The sequence below is a fragment of the Hymenobacter aranciens genome, assembly GCF_030580865.1.
Lineage (GTDB): Bacteria > Bacteroidota > Bacteroidia > Cytophagales > Hymenobacteraceae > Hymenobacter > Hymenobacter aranciens.
This window is the reverse complement of the sequence record NZ_JAUQSY010000016.1, coordinates 12,535-30,249: the sequence shown is the minus strand read 5'-3', so window position 1 is coordinate 30,249 and position 17,715 is coordinate 12,535. Positions and strand designations below refer to the sequence as shown.

The following is a 17,715-nucleotide window of genomic DNA, read 5'->3' as shown; positions in this document are numbered from 1 at the left end:
CTATGGCTGATAATAGAGTTCCTGAAATCAAAACCGTGGACGCGCCCGATGGCGTGGAAGGCGCTGGCTTCTTCGCCACCTCGCTGGAGAAAGTGGTGGGCATTGCCCGCGCCAACTCTCTCTGGCCCTTGCCCTTCGCCACCTCCTGCTGCGGTATCGAGTTCATGGCTACCATGGGCTCGCACTACGATATCTCCCGCTTCGGCTCGGAGCGCCCCAGCTTCTCGCCCCGCCAGGCCGATTTGTTGATGGTGATGGGCACCATTGCCAAGAAGATGGCCCCCATCGTGAAGCAGGTGTACGAGCAGATGGCCGAGCCCCGCTGGGTGCTGGCAATGGGTGCCTGCGCTTCGTCGGGCGGTATTTTCGATACCTATTCGGTGCTACAGGGCATCGACCGCATCATCCCGGTCGATGTGTATGTGCCCGGCTGCCCGCCCCGCCCCGAGCAAGTGCTCGACGGCCTGATGCGCGTGCAGGACCTCGCCAAAAACGAATCGATGCGTCGCCGCAACTCGCCCGAGTATCAGGCGCTGCTGGCGTCGTATAATATCAAATAATTCTGGCTGTTAGCTAGTAGCTGTTAGCTGTTAGCTCCCTTTTGGGGGAGTTGCTCAGTTGAAAAGCTAACAGCTAACAGCTACTAGCTAACAGCTAAACGAATGGCTGACCCCACCAAAGAAGAATCGCCGGCCGCCCAGGAAGCGGCCGTGGCCGAAGACCCGATAAAGGCCCAGAACGCCAAGATTCTGGACCTGCTGCACCGCCTGTTTGGCCACACGGCCTTCACCGACGTGCACGAGCCCTACGGTATGCTCACGGTGACGACTACCCGCGAACGGATTCACGACATCGTGGCGGGCCTGCAGCAGGACCAGGAATTTAAATTCCACTTCCTGACCACGATGTGCGGCATCCATTACCCAGACCATAAGGACCGGGAACTGGGCATGATTTACATGCTGCACAGCCTGGTGCATAACATCCGGCTGCGCATCAAAATCTTCTTCCCCATCGCCGACCCGGTGGTGCCGACGTTGACCGACCTTTACAACGCCGCCAACTGGATGGAGCGGGAGGCTTATGATTTTTACGGCGTTATCTTCACTGGTCACCCCAATTTGATTCGGATTCTGAACGTGGAGGATATGGATTACCATCCGATGCGCAAGGAATACCCGCTGGAGGATGGTACCCGGGAGGACAAGACTGATTTGTTTTTTGGACGATAATCTATTTGTCATGCTGACGAAGGAAGCATCTTATCACGGCCGCTTTCGTCAGAAATAAGAAATCCCAGCGGCGCGAACGTGATAAGATGCTTCGCAAGCTCAGCATGACGTAGTTACCATGACAGTAAACGACGCCCTCGCCGGCACTCATAAAATTCAGCAGGAGGCGGCCGCCCAGCGGCACGACCAGGTTACGCCGCACCTGCTCAACGACTTCAGCCAGGAACTGACGACCCTGAACCTGGGGCCGACGCACCCGGCCACGCACGGCATTTTCCAGAACATCCTGCAGATGGACGGGGAGCGCATCGTGTCGGGCGTGCCCACCATTGGCTACATCCACCGCGCTTTCGAGAAAATTGCCGAGCGCCGCCCCTTCTACCAGATTACGCCGCTGACGGACCGCATGAACTACTGTTCGTCGCCCATCAACAACATGGGCTGGCACATGACGGTGGAGAAGCTGCTGGGCGTGACCGTGCCCAAACGCGCGCAATACATGCGCGTGATTATGATGGAGTTGGCGCGCATCACTGACCACTTGATTTGCAACAGCATCTTGGGCGTAGACTCGGGAGCCTTCACCGGCTTCCTCTACGTGATGCAGGAGCGCGAGAAAGTCTACGAAATCTATGAGGAGGTTTGCGGCTCGCGCCTGACCACCAACATGGGCCGCGTGGGTGGCATGGAGCGCGATTTCACCCCTGTGGCACTGCAAAAGTTGCGTGATTGGCTCAAGACCTTCCCGGCCGTAATGGAGGAGTTTGAGCGGCTGATGACCCGCAATCGCATTTTCGTGGACCGCATTGTGAATGTGGGCGCTATCTCGGCCGAAAAAGCTTTGAATTATGGTTTTACCGGCCCTAACCTCCGGGCGGCGGGCATCGATTACGACGTGCGGGTGATGAACCCTTACTCCAGCTACGAGGATTTCGATTTTGAAATTCCGGTGGGCACCAAAGGTGACACTTACGACCGTTTCCTGGTGCGCAATGCCGAAATCTGGCAGAGCCTGCGCATCATCAACCAAGCGTTGGACAACCTGCCCGAAGGCCCTTTCCACGCCGATGCGCCGCACTACTATCTGCCTCCCAAACAGGCGGTGTATAAGAACATGGAGGCTCTGATTTACCACTTCAAAATCATCATGGGTGAGATTGAAGCACCTGTCGGAGAAGTATATCACTCCGTGGAGGGTGGCAATGGGGAGCTGGGCTTCTACCTGATTTCGGACGGGGGCCGCACGCCCTACCGCCTGCATTTCCGCCGCCCCTGCTTTATTTATTACCAAGCCTACACCGAGATGGTGGTAGGCGAAACGCTGTCCGACGCCATCCTGACGCTGAGTTCGATGAACGTAATTGCGGGCGAGCTCGACGCATAACTTAGGCTATTGAATCTGACTGATATGGAATCGACGACCGCCACCGCCAAGCCGCAGTTTTCGCCGGCCGCTCAGGCTGAAATCAAGCGCCTGCTGACGCACTACCCGGAGGACCGCAGCAAATCGGCCTTGCTGCCCATTCTGCACATCGCCCAGGCCGAGTTTGGCGGCTGGGTGAGCCCGCAGGTGCAGGACCTGGTAGCCGAAACGCTGAACATTAAGCCAATTGAGGTGTACGAGGTGGCGACGTTCTACACCATGTTCAATCTCAAGCCGGTGGGCAAGCATGTGCTGGAAATCTGCCGCACCGGCCCCTGCATGTTGCGCGGCTCCGACGAGCTGACCGAGCACTTGGAGCGCATCACCAGCGCCAAGATAGGCCAGACTTCGCCCGACGGTATGTTCTCCCTGAAAGAAGTGGAGTGCCTGGCTGCCTGCGGCTTTGCCCCCATCGTGCAGGTGCGCGAGAAATACTACGAGCAGCTCGACACACCGGAAGCGGTAGACGGGATGCTCAATGAGTTACGTAACTTGGTGCACCGGCCCATTTTGCCGTGGGAGGAAACGGGGTTGCCGACTTCAATCGCTAATAACCAGAGCCATGGACGAACGGGACAAGGATTTGCCACTAGTAGTTTCGGAAATTCTGATTGAAATGCACGACATGAAATCCGCACTCAATAGAATGGCTGAAATTATGCTCCTGCAGCAGCAGGAGACTAACAAACGCTTTGACATGCTGATGGAAGCCGACCGTGCTAATACAACAATGCTTATCAATGCTTTCAGAGAAGAAGGATTGGCTACTCGCTCGCGACTCGACAGCATCGAAAACCGCCTTGAACGCCTAGAGAACCGATAGATGGGACGCAAGCTATTAACCGAACATATCAACGTTGCAGGCATCGACACCTTCGACGTGTACCGCCAGCACGGCGGTTACCGCTCCGTGGAGAAGGCGCTGAAAATGACGCCCGACGAAGTGGTGGAAGAAGTGAAGAAGTCGGGCCTGCGCGGGCGCGGCGGCGCGGGCTTCCCCACGGGCATGAAGTGGAGCTTCCTGGCCAAGCCGGAGGGCGTGCCGCGCTACCTCGTTTGCAACGCCGACGAATCGGAGCCCGGCACCTTCAAGGACCGGCAGCTAATGAGCAAGCTGCCGCACCTGCTCATTGAGGGCATGATTACCAGCTCTTATGCACTGGGGGCTAACACTTCGTACATCTACATCCGGGGTGAACTCTTGTACGTGCTGCGCATCCTGGAGAAAGCCATTGCCGAGGCGTATGCCAAGGGCTACCTGGGCAAAAATATCCTCGGCTCGGGCTACGACCTTGACTTGCACGTGCATCCTGGCGGCGGGGCCTACATCTGCGGCGAGGAAACGGCGCTGCTGGAATCGCTGGAAGGCAAGCGTGGCAACCCGCGCAATAAGCCGCCGTTCCCGGCCGTGCAGGGGCTGTACGCCCGCCCCACGGTGGTGAACAATGTGGAAAGTATCTGCGCCGTGGTGCCCATCGTGAACGATGGCGGCGATGAATACGCCAAAATCGGCGTGGGCAAAAGCACTGGCACCAAGCTGATTTCGGCCTGCGGCCACCTCAACAAGCCGGGTATCTACGAAATCGAGTTGGGCGTGCCGGTGGAGGAATTCATCTACTCCGACGAGTACTGCGGCGGCATCTGGAAAGGCCGTGATTTGAAGGCCGTGGTGGCGGGCGGCTCCTCGGTGCCGATTCTGCCCAAAGACCTGATTCTGAAAACCGCCGCCGGTGAAAACCGGCTGATGACCTACGAGTCGCTCAGCGACGGCGGCTTCGTGACCGGCACCATGTTGGGCTCGGGCGGCTTCATTGCGATGGACGAAACGACGTGCATCGTGCGCAACACCTGGAATTTCAGCCGCTTCTACCATCACGAAAGCTGCGGCCAATGCTCGCCCTGCCGCGAAGGCACCGGCTGGATGGAAAAAGTACTGCACCGCCTGGAGTACGGCCACGGCTCGATGCACGACATCGACCTGCTGGTGAGCGTGGCCAAGCAAATCGAAGGCAATACCATCTGCCCGCTGGGCGAAGCGGCGGCTTGGCCAGTGGCCGCTGCGGTGCGCCACTTCCGCCACGAGTTTGAGTGGCACGTGACCAATCCGAAAGAAGCTACGGCACCGGGCGCGGCGTATCGCGGCGCGGCCGTATTAGCGTAATAGAACGTGCCATAAAAGAACGTCATGCTGAACGTAGTGAACCGAAGGTCGGCGCAACCAAGCATCTCGCCTGCTAGAGTAATTCATTCACTACCACACGCAAGATGCTACGCTCTGCATGACCGACAAAAGTTTAATCTGATACGATAATGGCTAAAATTACTTTCGACGGCATTGAGGTAGAGGTTCCCGACGGAACCACCATCCTCAACGCGGCGCGCAAAATCGGCGGCGGCGTGGTGCCGCCCGCCATGTGCTACTACACCCCTTTGAAGGGCAGCGGCGGCAAGTGCCGCGCCTGCCTGGTGAAGGTGTCGGCCGGCTCGGCTAAGGACCCGCGCCCGATGCCCAAGCTGGTAGCCTCGTGCGTGACGCCTGTGCAGGACGGTATGGTGGTGGAAAACACCACCAACCCCCAGGTGCTCGACGTGCGCAAGGGCATCGTGGAAATGCTGCTCATCAACCACCCGCTCGACTGCCCGGTGTGCGACCAGGCCGGCGAATGCGACCTGCAAAACTTTGCTTTCGAGCACGGTGTGAGCACCACCCGCTACGAGGAAGAGCGCCGCACGTTCGACAAAATCGACATCGGCCCGCTCATCCAGCTGCACATGACGCGCTGCATCCTGTGCTACCGCTGCGTGTACACGGCCAACCAGATTACCGATAACCGTGTGCACGGCGTGCTGGGCCGCGGCGATGCCGCCGAAATTGGCACCTACATAGAGAACGTTATCGACAATGACTTCTCCGGCAACGTTATCGACGTGTGCCCGGTAGGCGCCCTCACCGACAAAACCTTCCGCTTCAAGTCGCGCGTGTGGTTCACGAAGCCCGTGAATGCTCACCGCAACTGCAGCCACGAGAAGTGCAACGGCCACGTAACCCTTTGGTATAAAGGTGCCGATGTACTGCGCGTAACCGCCCGCAAGGACGAGTACGGCGAGGTGAAGGAGTGGATTTGCAACGAGTGTCGCTTCGACAAAAAGGAAACTTCGGATTGGACTATCGAAGGTCCGGCGCAAATCGAGCGCTCCTCGGTCATCTCGGCCAACCACTACGAGTTGCCGGTTATCAACCCGCAGGTGATTGCCGACATGCCCGAAAGCGTGGTGCGCGAGCTCGAACAGAATCCGCCGCTGAAACTGGGCGGTTTTAATGGTTAAATAAGAACGTCATGCTGACGAAGGAAGCATCTTATCACGGCTACTTCGTCAGAAACAAGTAATTCGAGCGACGCGAACGTGATAAGATGCTTCGCGGCGCTCAGCATGACACCAACATTATGTCTCTCGAAACCCTGGGCTGGCAAGGCCTCGTTATTCTGGCAGTATTCGGCCTTTCGCTGCTGATTGCCACCTACTGCACCTACGCCGAGCGCGTGATTGCCGCCTTCCTGCAGGACCGCGTGGGGCCCGACCGCGCCGGCCCCTACGGCCTGCTGCAGCCGCTGGCCGATGCCGTGAAGATGTTTACGAAGGAAGAATTCTTCCCCGGCGGTGCCAACAAGGCGCTATTCATCTTCGGCCCCTGCCTGGCCATGGTCACGGCCCTGATGTCGTCGGCCGTCATTCCCTTCGGCAACAAGCTCACTTTCGGCGACACCATCGTGTGGCTGCAAGGCATTGAAATCAACGTCGGGATGCTCTACGTGTTCGGCATCGTGTCGCTGGGCGTGTACGGGCTGATGATTGGCGGCTGGGCTTCTAACAACAAGTTCTCGCTGCTGGGCGCCGTGCGCGCCGCCTCGCAAAACATTAGCTACGAGCTGGCGATGGGCTTGGCTTTGATTGCCGTGCTCATGATGTCGGGCACCCTCTCCCTGCGCGAAATCACCCTGCAACAATCCGTCGCCGGCGAGTGGCACTTCTGGAATATCGTGAAGCAACCGCTGGGCTTCATCATCTTCTGCACCTGCGCCTTCGCCGAAACCAACCGCACGCCTTTCGACCTGCCCGAGTGCGAAGCCGAGCTCATCGGCGGCTACCATACCGAGTATAGCTCGATGAAGCTGGGCCTCTACCTTTTCTCGGAGTACATCAACATCTTCGTGGCTTCGGCCGTGATGAGCGTGCTTTACTTCGGGGGCTTCAACTTCCCCTTCCAGTACGAGCTGCGCGAGTGGCTGATTTCCAACCAGGGCGTTGGTACCGACATGGCCCAGAACATCATCACCGGCCTCGGCACGGTGGCGCTGTTCGGTAAAATCTTCGCTTTCATCTTCTTCTTTATGTGGGTGCGCTGGACGCTGCCGCGCTTCCGCTACGACCAGCTGATGCGCCTGGGCTGGTCCATTCTCATCCCGCTAGCCATTTTCAACATCCTGCTCACCGGCGGGCTGATTACCTTTGGCGTGATTAAATAGAGCTTATGCAATCCCTTAGCAACCGCGCCAAGCAAGTCGAAAAGAAGCCTTTCACGCTGGCGGAGCGGGCCTACCTGCCGGCCATTTTCCAGGGCTTGTCCATCACGATGCGGCACTTCTTCATGAAGAAGGCCACTATCCGCTACCCCGAGGAAACGCGCCCCTTCTCCCCCGTTTTCCGCGGCCTGCACGTGCTCAAGCGCGACGAAGCCGGCCGCGAGCGCTGCACCGCCTGTGGCCTCTGCGCCGTGGCCTGCCCAGCCGAAGCCATCACGATGGTAGCCGGCGAGCGCAAGAAGGGCGAAGAAAACCTCTACCGCGAGGAGAAATACGCCATCAGCTACGAAATCAATATGCTGCGCTGCATTTTCTGCGGCCTCTGCGAAGAGGCGTGCCCGAAGGCAGCCGTGTACCTGCAGGCCGACAAGATGGCTCCGCCGCGCTACGAGCGCGACGAGTTCATCTACGGCAAGGACCGGCTCGTGGAGCCGGTGTCGCCGGATGCGCGCTCGAAGCGCGGCATTCAGCTCACGGATGAGCAGGCGGTGAAGCTGCGCGCGCAGTTGGCGTAATTTTTCGCCTGTCATGCTGACGAAGGAAGCATCTTATCACGGCCGCCTTCAGCAGTATTATTAAATCAATCGGCGCTGGCGTGATAAGATTCTTCGCTGCGCTCAGAATGACAGTTCTATGTCCCTCTTTCTCTTCCTCGCTTTCGTAGCCCTGCTCAGCGCCCTCGGCGTGGTGTTCGCCAAGAACCCGGTGCACAGCGTGCTGTTCCTGATTCTGACGTTCTTCACCCTTTCGGGCCACTACCTGCTGCTGAATGCGCAGTTCTTGGCTGCGGTGAACATCATCGTCTACGCCGGGGCCATCATGGTGCTGTTCCTGTTCGTGATTATGTTCCTGAATTTGAACGAGGACACCGAGCCGCACAAGCCGGCGCTGGCCAAGTTTGCGGCGGCCATTGCGGGCGGCTCGCTGCTGCTCATCATGGTGGCGGCGCTGCGCCACGTGCAGCCCGATGGCGTGAACCCCGCCACGTTTGATTCGCAAATCGGCATGGTAGACCGGCTGGGCATGGTGCTGTTCCGGCAATACGCGCTGCCGTTCGAGTTGGCTTCCATCCTGCTGCTGGCGGCCATGGTGGGCTCGGTGATGCTGGGCAAACGCGAGACGGGCGAGCGGAATTTCTAAGTCCTTGTTTCGTTGAGAAACGGAAGCGGCTCCTGATGCATCAGGGGCCGCTTTTCTATTCACCGAATTAGATTTTCTAAATCGTTCTGGTCGCGGGGCCGACCGGCGGCCCGTTTGGCCTGCAATAAATGCTGGTAGTGGATGAGTCGAACTAATAATCCATCCTGTTCTACTTCTGCGGCCGCAGCAAATGCCTCGGCAAACTCCAGACCCTTCAACTGGGTAATGATGTCGATAGCAACTGGCGGCCGACCAAAGGTAAATACATCCATCGCCGGGTTGTGTAGAAAATTGTGGGCCGTCATATCGAACACCGGCATACCGAAACTGTGAAATGCTCGCACCAGACGCTCGTAGTTATCGGCCGACTTTTCTACCCACAAATCAAGGTCGCCAGTGGTACGGCTGTAGCCGTGCATGATAACCGAGTAGCCGCCGACCAGTACATAACGCACCTCATGTAGCCGCAGGGCACGCAGAAAATCCTGAAAATCCAGGTTGAACAGGTTACCCATTGCGCTGAATGTGCTGGCGCGTGGCGAAGGCGGTGCGGTCGAGCCGGGGCGGATTGTCCAAGTCGTAACCGTAGGCCACGCTGTTAAGGTAGGCGGCGGCCCGCAGCCGCTCGGCCATCGTGGCGGGCTGATGATTGGCGTGGTACTGCGCATTTTCGGCGTGGGTGCCGGCGTGGTGAGCAGTGCGGTCGAGACGGAATTCCATTGTCGTAAATTTATGGCCTTATGACAGTTTCAGCTAAGAAAACGCTTTTCATCATGTTTTGGCTAGCAGTAGCCATTAACATTATTAGCTTGGTAGTTCTGCGCTCAGGGGAGTCAGAACTTGCCAGCGGTATACCTATTGCGAGTATAGTCTTGGGCCGAGCAATTGCTTTTTTGCTACTCCCGTTGTTAACACTAGGCCTCATGCGGTTAGTGAGTTATTTCATAAAACGTCCTATCAAACAGGAAACAGCTATTATGTGGCTTTTATGGGTGGTTGTCTGCGTAGTCAGTACGTGGAGTTACCTGAGATAAACAGAAGACACAAAAGCGGCGACTGATTCCCCAGTCGCCGCTTTCCGTTTCTACACAATTTTAGCTTTCTTATAGCTTGCTAAAAGCTCTTTCACCTTATACACTGGTCCTTTCAGCGAAGACAAGCTGACCCAATCTAACTGTTGCCGTGTGCGGCTGTCGAGTATGGCTAGTACTTCAACACTACCCGACTTGTAAGAGGAAGAAGTACGATATTCAATGAGAACCTGCTGCCACAGCAATGTGCCCAATTTAGGAGTCCAAATTCCTTCAGGACCAAATTGCAAAACAGCGCCTTTGGCATTCACTGTACGCCAACCGAGCCATAAGAACACGCCAGCAACAGCCAGCATAAATACAGCTGATGATTCTGTTGCCCGATTACCGACGAGGCCAATAACAGTTATAAGCAGAAACCCTACCCCCATCAGCAAAGCGAAGTAACCATGCCAACGGACATTATAAAATGCATACGGGTAGGGTTGCGGCTCCATACTGCTACTACCTCCCTACCACCGCCGTGGCAATGCTCAACTCCTTGAGCTGCGCATCGGCAATCGGCGAGGGCGAGTCAATCATCACATCCCGGCCGGAGTTGTTTTTGGGGAAGGCGATGAAGTCGCGGATGGAATCGGAGCCGCCGAAGAGGGAGCAGAGGCGGTCGAAGCCGAAGGCGAGGCCGCCGTGGGGCGGGGCGCCGTACTCGAAGGCGTCGAGCAGGAAGCCGAACTGGGCCTGGGCTTCTTCGGGCGAGAAACCCAATAGCTCGAACATGCGGGCCTGCACCGTGCGGTCGTGGATGCGGATGGAGCCACCGCCGATTTCGACGCCGTTGATGACGAGGTCGTAGGCGTTGGCGCGGGCCTGGCCGATGGTGGCGGGGTTGTCGAGCAGGGCCAGGTCTTCGGGCTTGGGCGAGGTGAAGGGGTGGTGCATGGCAAAGTACCGGCCTTCTTCTTCGAGGAATTCGAGGAGCGGGAAATCGACCACCCAGAGCGGGGCGAAGGTGTTGGGGTCGCGCAGGCCGAGGCGGCGGCCCATTTCGAGGCGCAGCTCGCTGGCGGCTTTGCGGGTGCGGGTGGCGGGGCCGGCCAGCAGCAGCAGCAGGTCGCCGGGGTTGCCGAGCAGGGCTTCGCGCCACTTCTGCAGCTCTTCCTGCGAGTAGAATTTATCAACGGAGGATTTCACGGTTCCGTCGGCCTCGACGCGGGCGTAGACGAGGCCGGTGGCGCCGATTTGCGGGCGCTTGACCCACTCGGTGAGCTCGTCAATCTGCTTGCGGGTGTAGGGGGCGCAGTTGTGGGCGTTGATGCCCAGCACCAGCTCGGCGCTGTCGAACACGGGGAAGCCCTGGCCCTGGGCGGTGGCGGTGAGGTCGGTGAGCTCCATGCCGAAGCGCACGTCGGGCTTGTCGTTGCCGAAGCGGCGCATGGCCTCGGCGTAGGTCATGCGGGGCACTTCGGTGAGCTCCATCTGCTTGACTTCCTTAAACAAGTAGCGGATGAGGCCCTCGAACACGTTGAGAATATCCTCCTGCTCGACGAAGGCCATTTCGCAGTCAATCTGCGTGAATTCGGGCTGGCGGTCGGCGCGCAGGTCTTCGTCGCGGAAGCACTTTACAATCTGGAAGTAGCGGTCGAAGCCGGCTACCATCAGCAGCTGCTTGAAGGTTTGGGGGCTCTGGGGCAGGGCGTAGAACTCGCCGGGGTTCATGCGGGAGGGCACCACGAAGTCGCGGGCGCCTTCGGGGGTGCTTTTGATGAGCACGGGGGTTTCGACTTCGATGAAATCCTGGCCGTCGAGGAAGCGGCGGGTGGCCTGGGCCACGCGGTGGCGCAGCTCGAGGTTGCGGCGCACGGGGTTGCGGCGCAGGTCGAGGTAGCGGTACTTCATGCGCAGGTCGTCGCCGCCGTCGGTGTCGTCCTGGATGAGGAAGGGCGGCAGCTTGGCGGGGTTCAGCACCTCCAGCTGCTCGACGCGGATTTCGATTTCGCCGGTCGGGATGTGCAGGTTTTTGGAGTAGCGCTCAGCCACTTTGCCGGTCACGCTAATCACGAACTCGCGGCCCAGCTCGCGAGCCACGGCGCGCACTTCGTCGCTTTCCACGCCTTCTTCGAGGGCCAGCTGGGTGAGGCCGTAGCGGTCGCGCAGGTCAATCCAAAGGATGCCGCCCTTGTCACGGGTGAGCTGCACCCAGCCGCAGAGGGTGACGGTTTGGCCAATGTGTTCCGGGCGCAATTCGCCGCAGGTGTGGGTACGTAACATACGGTATCGGGATTTTTGGCAAAGTTAGGCCGTAGGCGGGGGCGTTCCGCACGGTTTTCGGGCCTCCCGAAACATAGTGTTTTGATTTTTCAGAGGCATGTGCGAATGTACAGGTGTCTGAAAAACGTTTTTCAGAGGCATGTACCAATGTGTAGGTGCCTGAAAAACGGTTTTCAGACACCTGGGCGAATGTATGGGTGCTTGAAAAACGTTTTTCAGGCACCTCGACCAATGTATAGGCCTCTGAAAAACGTTTTTCGGCTCTTTTCGGTAAACCGACGCCGGCTATTTTGGCACGGCGCATGCAAAGAGCCCCGGCAAGTCCGTTCCTTTGTCTTCTTCAACCCCTCCCCTCGCCATGAAATTTTTCCCCACGCTCGCTTTGGCCGCCGCTTTGCTGGCCGCCGGTACCGCCCAGGCCCAAACCAAAGTCAAGACCAAAGCCAAAACCTCGACCGGCACCTCGGTGAAAGCCAAAGCCGAGCCCGGCGCCGTGACCCTCGACGGCCCGGTGAAGCGCATCGAAACCTTGTCGGGCATCGACGTGTACCCCAAGTCGAAATCGAACAGCGTCATGCTGAGCTTCTCGCAGCAGTTCACCAAGCCCGGCACGCTGGTGATGACGGATTATAAAAACAAGGTCATTTACCGCACCGACCTCGACCCGGCCACCTACACCGGCGCGCCGGTGGACTTGGGAAAAATCCCGGCTGGCACCTACCTGGTCGAAGCCAAAATCGACAACTACGTGTACTGGAAGAAGGTCCGCATCAAGTACCCCACCAGCCGCTAAAGCCTCGTGCCTCGCCCCTGAAGGGCGGGGCATTGTTTTTTTTGTTGCGTTGTTTTGTACCCATGAAAGTTAAAATCCTGCCGTTTTTGCTGGTGCTGCTGGCCCTGATGGCCTTCGCGCCCAAGCCCAAGCTCACCGCCACCAAGCTGGCCCCGAACCTGACGGTGGGCGTGCCCGCCACCTTCGTAGCCATGCCCGACGCTGGCATTGCCGTGAAATACCCGGCCCCGCGCAAGCCCCTGGCTGTGTACACCAACCCGGCGGGCCGCGTCGATTTCAGCGTGGGCACCCGCCCTACCACCTTCGAAAGCATGGACTACGGGGTGCTCATCAAGATTTACAAGTCCAGCATCCAGCGGCTGTATTCGAAAGTTGAGTTTCTGAAAGAAGACATCCGCACGGTGAACAAGCGCGATTTCATTTTCTTCGAATTCGTGTCGACCGTGACGGATAGCAAGCGCAGCGGGCAGCTGGCGCCCATCAAGAAATACCAGATGGTGCAGTATGCCATCGACAAGCAGCAGGTGTACATTTTTACGTTTGATGCGCCCGCTGAGGAGCAGGCCCAGTGGCAGGCAACCGCGCAGGCGGTGATGGATGGGATTGTGCTGAAGTAGTACCTATCATGCTGAACGCAGTGAAGCATCCTCTCACGCCACAACGAGGCAGTAACTCAATCGTTCCGGCGCGAGAGGATGCTTCACTGCGTTCAGCATGACAACAGATTTTTCCGATACGTATTTCATGCGCCAGGCCCTGCTGGAGGCCCAACAAGCGCTGGCCGAGGAAGAAATTCCCATCGGCGCCGTCGTGGTGTTAGATAATAAAATCATCGGCCGGGGCCACAACCAGACCGAGCGCCTGCGCGACGTGACAGCCCACGCCGAAATGCTGGCCCTAACGGCCGCCGCCAACCACGTCGGTAATAAATACCTGGCCGGGGCTACGCTTTACGTTACCGTGGAGCCCTGCGTGATGTGCGCCGGGGCCAGCTACTGGGCCCAGGTGGCGCGGGTGGTGTTCGGGGCCGAGGAATTGAAGGTGGGTTTTCGGCGCTTTGGCCATTTATTACACCCCCGCACCAAGCTGCTGGGCGGCGTATTGGCCGACGAATGCGTGGCGCTAATGCGCGATTTCTTCGCTTTAAAGCGGAAATAATTTACTTTTGACTGCCCGACAGCTTAACCCTACAGGCCAGCCGCCGGTTATACTCCTACCCTTCCCTTTCAACAACCATCCCCAAACACCTCTCTTATTATGGCTTTTGAACTCCCCGCCCTCCCCTACGCCTACGACGCCTTGGAACCTCACTTCGACGCGAAGACGATGGAAATCCACCATTCGAAGCACCACCAGGCCTACGTAACCAACCTCAACAACGCCATTGCCGGCACCGAGATGGAAGGGCAGTCGCTGGAGGAAATCCTGCACAACATTGCCAAAGCCCCAGCCGCGGTGCGCAACAACGGCGGCGGCCACTGGAACCACTCGCTGTTCTGGACCGTGCTCTCGCCCACCGGCGGCGGCGAGCCCACCGGGGCCGTCGGCGAAGCCATCACCAAGACCTTCGGCAGCTACGAGAAATTCAAGGAAGAATTCACCAAAGCCGCCACCACGCGCTTCGGCTCGGGCTGGGCCTGGCTCTGCAAGCAGGCCGATGGCTCGGTGCAAATCTGCTCGACCCCCAACCAGGACAACCCGCTGATGCCCGACCAGGGCTGCAAAGGCATCCCCGTACTGGGCCTCGACGTGTGGGAGCACGCCTACTACCTGCACTACCAGAACCGTCGCCCCGACTACATCGCCGCGTTCTACAATCTCATCAACTGGGATGAGGTGAACCGCCGCTTCGCGGAGGCTACGCCGATGTAAGGCTTCGTTTTTTTTTATTTTAAGAAGGCCCGTTTCCGTGAGGAGACGGGCCTTTTTTCGTCTGTCATGCTGAGCGTAACGAAGCATCCTATCGCGCCGGAACGACGCAGTAACTCAATCGTCTGGGCGTGAGAAGATGCTTCGCTGCGCTCAGCATGACAGTGCCGCAAAAACAATCCGTGTACCTACAGACTTTACCAGCGCATTTCAATCAACCTTTAAAAATGTCGAACCAAACCTTCGCCCCCGCCAAGCTGGGCAACCTGACCCTCGCCAACCACCTCGTGATGGCCCCCATGACGCGCTGCCGCGCCCTCGGCGGCGTGCCCAACGAGCTGATGGCCGAGTACTACCGCCAGCGCGCCACCGCCGGCCTCATCATCACCGAAGGCACCTCGCCCGCCGCCGACGGCATGGGCTACGCCCGCATGCCCGGCCTCTACAACCAGGAGCAGGTCACCAACTGGCAGCGCGTGACCGAAACCGTGCACCACCACGGCGGCCACATCTTCGTGCAATTGATGCACGCCGGCCGCATCTTCCACGCCCACAACCTGCCCGAAGGCGCCCAGGGCGTTGCCCCCTCCGCCATCGCCGCCGCCGGCGACATGTGGACCGACCAGGCCCAGATGCAGCCCAACGGTACCCCCCGCGCCCTGCAAACCGAGGAACTGGGCCGCGTCCTCGGCGAATTCGTAGCAAGCGCCAAGCTGGCCATCGAAGCCGGCTTCGACGGCGTGGAGCTGCACGGCGCCAACGGCTACCTGCTGGAACAATTCCTGAGCCCCCACTCCAACCAGCGCACCGACGACTACGGCGGCAGTGTAAAAAACCGCGCCCGCTTCGTGCTCGAAGTAGCCCGGGCCGTGGCCGAAGCCATCGGCGCCGAGCGCACCGGCATCCGCCTCTCACCCTGGGGCGTGGCCTCCGATATGCCGCACTACCCCGAAATCGACGAAACCTACGCCTACCTGGCCGAGGAGCTGCAGAAGCTCAACCTCGTGTACGTACACCTCGTGGACCACTCCAGCATGGGCGCTCCGGCCGTGCCCGCCGAAACGGTAGCCACCTTCCGCGCCAAGTTCACCAACACGCTCATCCTGGCCGGCGGCTACAATACCGTCGCCGCCATCGAAGGTGCCCTGGCTGGCCAGGCCGACCTCGTGGCCATCGGCCGTCCCTTCCTCGCTAACCCCGACCTAGTGGAACGCCTGCAAACCGGTGCCGCGCTGGCGCAGCCCGATTTCGCCACCTTCTACGCCCCCGGCCCCAACGGCTGGGCCGACGGCTACACCGATTACCCCACGGCCAACGGCCAGCCAGCGGGAACGTTTGCACCCGACTATCAGGCGTAGGCAATTGCCACGGTTTTTTCAAAAGCCCCTGTGCCCACGCGCAGGGGCTTTTTTATTTATCTTTGACGTTCACGGCCCCGGCCGACTTTATTATTTATCCTCTCCTGCTTTCGCATGAATACGAAGCTGCGCCTTACCATCCTGAGCTTTTTACAGTTTTTTATCTGGGGCTCGTGGCTGATAACCATTGGCGCCTACTGGTTTCAAACCAAGCAATGGTCGGGCGCGCAGTTTGGCGCCATTTTCTCCACCATGGGCATCGCGTCCATCTTCATGCCCTCGCTCATGGGCATCGTGGCCGATAAGTTTGTGAATGCCGAGAAGCTCTACGGTTTGCTGCACCTACTGGGCGGCATCACCCTGTGCACCATCCCGTTGGTCAACGACCCCAACACGTTCTTCTGGGTCATCCTGCTGAACATGATTTTCTACATGCCCACGCTGGCGCTGTCCATCGCCGTGTCGTATTCCATCCTGAAGCGCCAGGGGCTCGACGTAGTGAAGGACTACCCGCCCATTCGCGTGTGGGGTACTATCGGCTTCATCGTGGCCATGTGGACCGTGAGCCTGCTCGGCATCGAAAAGTCGGCCAGCCAGTTTTACGTAGCGGCCGGGGCAGCTTTTGTGTTGGGAATCTATTCGTTCACGCTGCCCGCCTGCCCACCCACCCAGCAGAAAACCGACAGCCAGAAACTCGGCGAAATTCTGGGCCTGAAATCATTTGCGCTGCTGCGCGACCGTAAGATGCTTACCTTCTTCCTGTTTGCGCTGCTGCTCGGCGCCGCCCTGCAGCTCACCAATGCCTACGGCGACACCTTCCTGCACGACTTCGACAAAGTACCGGCTTACAAAGACACGCTGGCCGTGAAATACCCGGCCATCATCATGTCCATCTCGCAGATTTCGGAAACGCTGTTCATTCTGGCCATTCCGTTCTTCCTGCGCCGTTTCGGCATCAAGCAGGTGATGCTGTTTAGCATGATTGCCTGGGTACTGCGCTTCGGTTTGCTGGCCTACGGCACCCCCGATAACCCTGGTATCTGGCTGATTGTGCTCTCCTGCATCGTCTACGGCATGGCCTTCGACTTCTTCAACATCTCGGGCTCGCTGTTCGTCGAAACGCAGACGGCCCCCAGCATCCGCGCCAGTGCCCAGGGCTTGTTTATGATGATGACCAACGGCTTTGGCGCCGTGCTCGGCAGCTCCATCAGCGGCATCGTCATTCAGCAGTACTTCACCGCTGCCGACGGCACTAAGGACTGGCACGGCATCTGGCTGTGCTTCGCAGCCTACGCATTGGTTATTGCGGTGCTGTTCGTACTTATTTTCAAGCACAAACACACCAAGCAGGAGTTCGATGGCGCCTACCCCGACGAGGCCGTGCTATCAGTAGAGCAGGCGTAGCGCAAGCCCGGCAGTATAAAAAAGGCACAAAAAAAGTCAGCCTTTGGGCCTAATCAAAAAGCCCGCTCAACACCTAGGTTGAGCGGGCTTTTTGATTGATTTCGCGGAATAAAACTCCGCGTTACGGCTTATTTGCCGAAGAAGAACTTGCCTTCGATTTCGGCATTCTCGTCCGAGTCCGAGCCGTGCACAGCGTTGGCTTCGATGCTCTTGGCATATTTTTTCCGGATGGTGCCGTCTTCGGCGTTAGCCGGGTTGGTGGCGCCGATGAGGGTGCGGAAATCAGCCACGGCGTTGTCCTTCTCGAGGATGGCGGCTACGATGGGGCCGCTCGACATGTACTTCACGAGGTCGCCGTAGAAGGGACGCTCTTTGTGCACGGCGTAGAATTCGCCGGCGCGCTCCGGGGTTAGTTCAACTTTCTGAAGCTCAACGATGCGGAAGCCGCCTTGCTCAATCATGCCGAGGATGCCACCAATGTGGTTGTCCTTCGTGGCATCGGGCTTAATCATCGTGAACGTGCGGTTTGTGGCCATTTTTTGGGAGTCTTATTAAAAAGAAGTTGAGGGTAATTTCGCCACAAAAGTAGTAGATAACGAGCGGCCCGCGTTCGG

The 17,715-nt window shown here is 58.6% G+C and carries 20 protein-coding genes and 1 pseudogene; 16 read left to right on the top strand and 5 right to left on the bottom strand.

The features are described 5' to 3' along the window. The first annotated feature begins 2 nt into the window (after positions 1-2). From Q5H93_RS19955 to Q5H93_RS19910, 10 genes and pseudogenes are all read left to right on the top strand, one after another. Complete coding sequence (locus tag Q5H93_RS19955; protein ID WP_305008430.1) at positions 3-560, top strand: NADH-quinone oxidoreductase subunit B; 558 nt, start codon at positions 3-5, stop codon at positions 558-560. Positions 561-662: 102 nt separating this feature from the next. After that, a complete protein-coding gene (locus Q5H93_RS19950) occupies positions 663-1,232 on the top strand; it encodes an NADH-quinone oxidoreductase subunit C (RefSeq protein ID WP_305008429.1) in 570 nt (189 codons plus the stop codon). Positions 1,233-1,350: 118 nt separating this feature from the next. Next, positions 1,351-2,616: an NADH dehydrogenase (quinone) subunit D gene (gene nuoD / locus Q5H93_RS19945; protein ID WP_305008428.1), complete on the top strand. Its 1,266-nt coding sequence runs from the start codon at positions 1,351-1,353 to the stop codon at positions 2,614-2,616. Positions 2,617-2,640: 24 nt separating this feature from the next. Beyond that, a pseudogene (locus Q5H93_RS19940) lies at positions 2,641-3,141 on the top strand (NADH-quinone oxidoreductase subunit NuoE family protein); the annotation flags it as partial. A 76-nt stretch (positions 3,142-3,217) separates the two neighbouring features. Continuing rightward, positions 3,218-3,478: a hypothetical protein gene (locus tag Q5H93_RS19935; protein ID WP_305008554.1), complete on the top strand. Its 261-nt coding sequence runs from the start codon at positions 3,218-3,220 to the stop codon at positions 3,476-3,478. Continuing rightward, complete coding sequence (gene nuoF / locus Q5H93_RS19930; protein ID WP_305008427.1) at positions 3,479-4,816, top strand: NADH-quinone oxidoreductase subunit NuoF; 1,338 nt, start codon at positions 3,479-3,481, stop codon at positions 4,814-4,816. It begins immediately after the preceding gene. Positions 4,817-4,965: 149 nt separating this feature from the next. Next, positions 4,966-5,982, top strand: coding sequence for an NADH-quinone oxidoreductase subunit G (locus Q5H93_RS19925; RefSeq protein ID WP_305008426.1), 1,017 nt, complete (start codon positions 4,966-4,968; stop codon positions 5,980-5,982). 119 nt (positions 5,983-6,101) lie between these two features. Next, complete coding sequence (gene nuoH / locus Q5H93_RS19920) at positions 6,102-7,181, top strand: NADH-quinone oxidoreductase subunit NuoH (RefSeq protein WP_305008425.1); 1,080 nt, start codon at positions 6,102-6,104, stop codon at positions 7,179-7,181. A 5-nt stretch (positions 7,182-7,186) separates the two neighbouring features. Further along, positions 7,187-7,753: a NuoI/complex I 23 kDa subunit family protein gene (locus Q5H93_RS19915; RefSeq protein ID WP_305008424.1), complete on the top strand. Its 567-nt coding sequence runs from the start codon at positions 7,187-7,189 to the stop codon at positions 7,751-7,753. Positions 7,754-7,871: 118 nt separating this feature from the next. Continuing rightward, positions 7,872-8,378, top strand: a complete 507-nt coding sequence (locus tag Q5H93_RS19910) for an NADH-quinone oxidoreductase subunit J family protein (RefSeq protein ID WP_305008423.1) — start codon at positions 7,872-7,874, stop codon at positions 8,376-8,378. A gap of 59 nt (positions 8,379-8,437) precedes the next feature. Here Q5H93_RS19910 and Q5H93_RS19905 read toward each other — a convergent pair whose 3' ends face one another. The 4 genes from Q5H93_RS19905 to aspS form a co-directional block, all read right to left on the bottom strand. After that, positions 8,438-8,893 carry a hypothetical protein gene (locus tag Q5H93_RS19905; RefSeq protein WP_305008422.1) on the bottom strand — a complete coding sequence of 152 codons (456 nt, stop codon included), beginning with the start codon at positions 8,891-8,893 and terminating at the stop codon, positions 8,438-8,440. Then, positions 8,886-9,098 (bottom strand): hypothetical protein, encoded by a 213-nt coding sequence (locus tag Q5H93_RS19900; RefSeq protein ID WP_305008421.1) that lies wholly within the window; start codon positions 9,096-9,098, stop codon positions 8,886-8,888. Before Q5H93_RS19900 ends, Q5H93_RS19905 begins: the two co-directional genes overlap by 8 nt. Before the next feature lie 364 nt (positions 9,099-9,462). Further along, positions 9,463-9,906, bottom strand: coding sequence for a hypothetical protein (locus Q5H93_RS19895; RefSeq protein WP_305008420.1), 444 nt, complete (start codon positions 9,904-9,906; stop codon positions 9,463-9,465). A gap of 7 nt (positions 9,907-9,913) precedes the next feature. After that, complete coding sequence (aspS, locus tag Q5H93_RS19890) at positions 9,914-11,677, bottom strand: aspartate--tRNA ligase (protein WP_305008419.1); 1,764 nt, start codon at positions 11,675-11,677, stop codon at positions 9,914-9,916. A 358-nt stretch (positions 11,678-12,035) separates the two neighbouring features. Between aspS and Q5H93_RS19885 the strand changes: the two genes are divergently transcribed. From Q5H93_RS19885 to Q5H93_RS19860, 6 genes are all read left to right on the top strand, one after another. Further along, positions 12,036-12,470 (top strand): T9SS type A sorting domain-containing protein, encoded by a 435-nt coding sequence (locus tag Q5H93_RS19885; RefSeq protein WP_305008418.1) that lies wholly within the window; start codon positions 12,036-12,038, stop codon positions 12,468-12,470. 62 nt (positions 12,471-12,532) lie between these two features. Further along, positions 12,533-13,087, top strand: a complete 555-nt coding sequence (locus Q5H93_RS19880) for a hypothetical protein (RefSeq protein ID WP_305008417.1) — start codon at positions 12,533-12,535, stop codon at positions 13,085-13,087. Positions 13,088-13,184: 97 nt separating this feature from the next. Continuing rightward, positions 13,185-13,628 (top strand): nucleoside deaminase, encoded by a 444-nt coding sequence (locus tag Q5H93_RS19875; RefSeq protein WP_305008416.1) that lies wholly within the window; start codon positions 13,185-13,187, stop codon positions 13,626-13,628. A gap of 99 nt (positions 13,629-13,727) precedes the next feature. Then, positions 13,728-14,342 carry a superoxide dismutase gene (locus tag Q5H93_RS19870; protein ID WP_305008415.1) on the top strand — a complete coding sequence of 205 codons (615 nt, stop codon included), beginning with the start codon at positions 13,728-13,730 and terminating at the stop codon, positions 14,340-14,342. 224 nt (positions 14,343-14,566) lie between these two features. Next, complete coding sequence (locus Q5H93_RS19865; RefSeq protein WP_305008414.1) at positions 14,567-15,697, top strand: alkene reductase; 1,131 nt, start codon at positions 14,567-14,569, stop codon at positions 15,695-15,697. A 114-nt stretch (positions 15,698-15,811) separates the two neighbouring features. Then, complete coding sequence (locus Q5H93_RS19860) at positions 15,812-17,101, top strand: nucleoside permease (protein WP_305008413.1); 1,290 nt, start codon at positions 15,812-15,814, stop codon at positions 17,099-17,101. 128 nt (positions 17,102-17,229) lie between these two features. Here Q5H93_RS19860 and Q5H93_RS19855 read toward each other — a convergent pair whose 3' ends face one another. Next, positions 17,230-17,637, bottom strand: a complete 408-nt coding sequence (locus tag Q5H93_RS19855; protein WP_305008412.1) for a nucleoside-diphosphate kinase — start codon at positions 17,635-17,637, stop codon at positions 17,230-17,232. Positions 17,638-17,715: the final 78 nt, after the last annotated feature.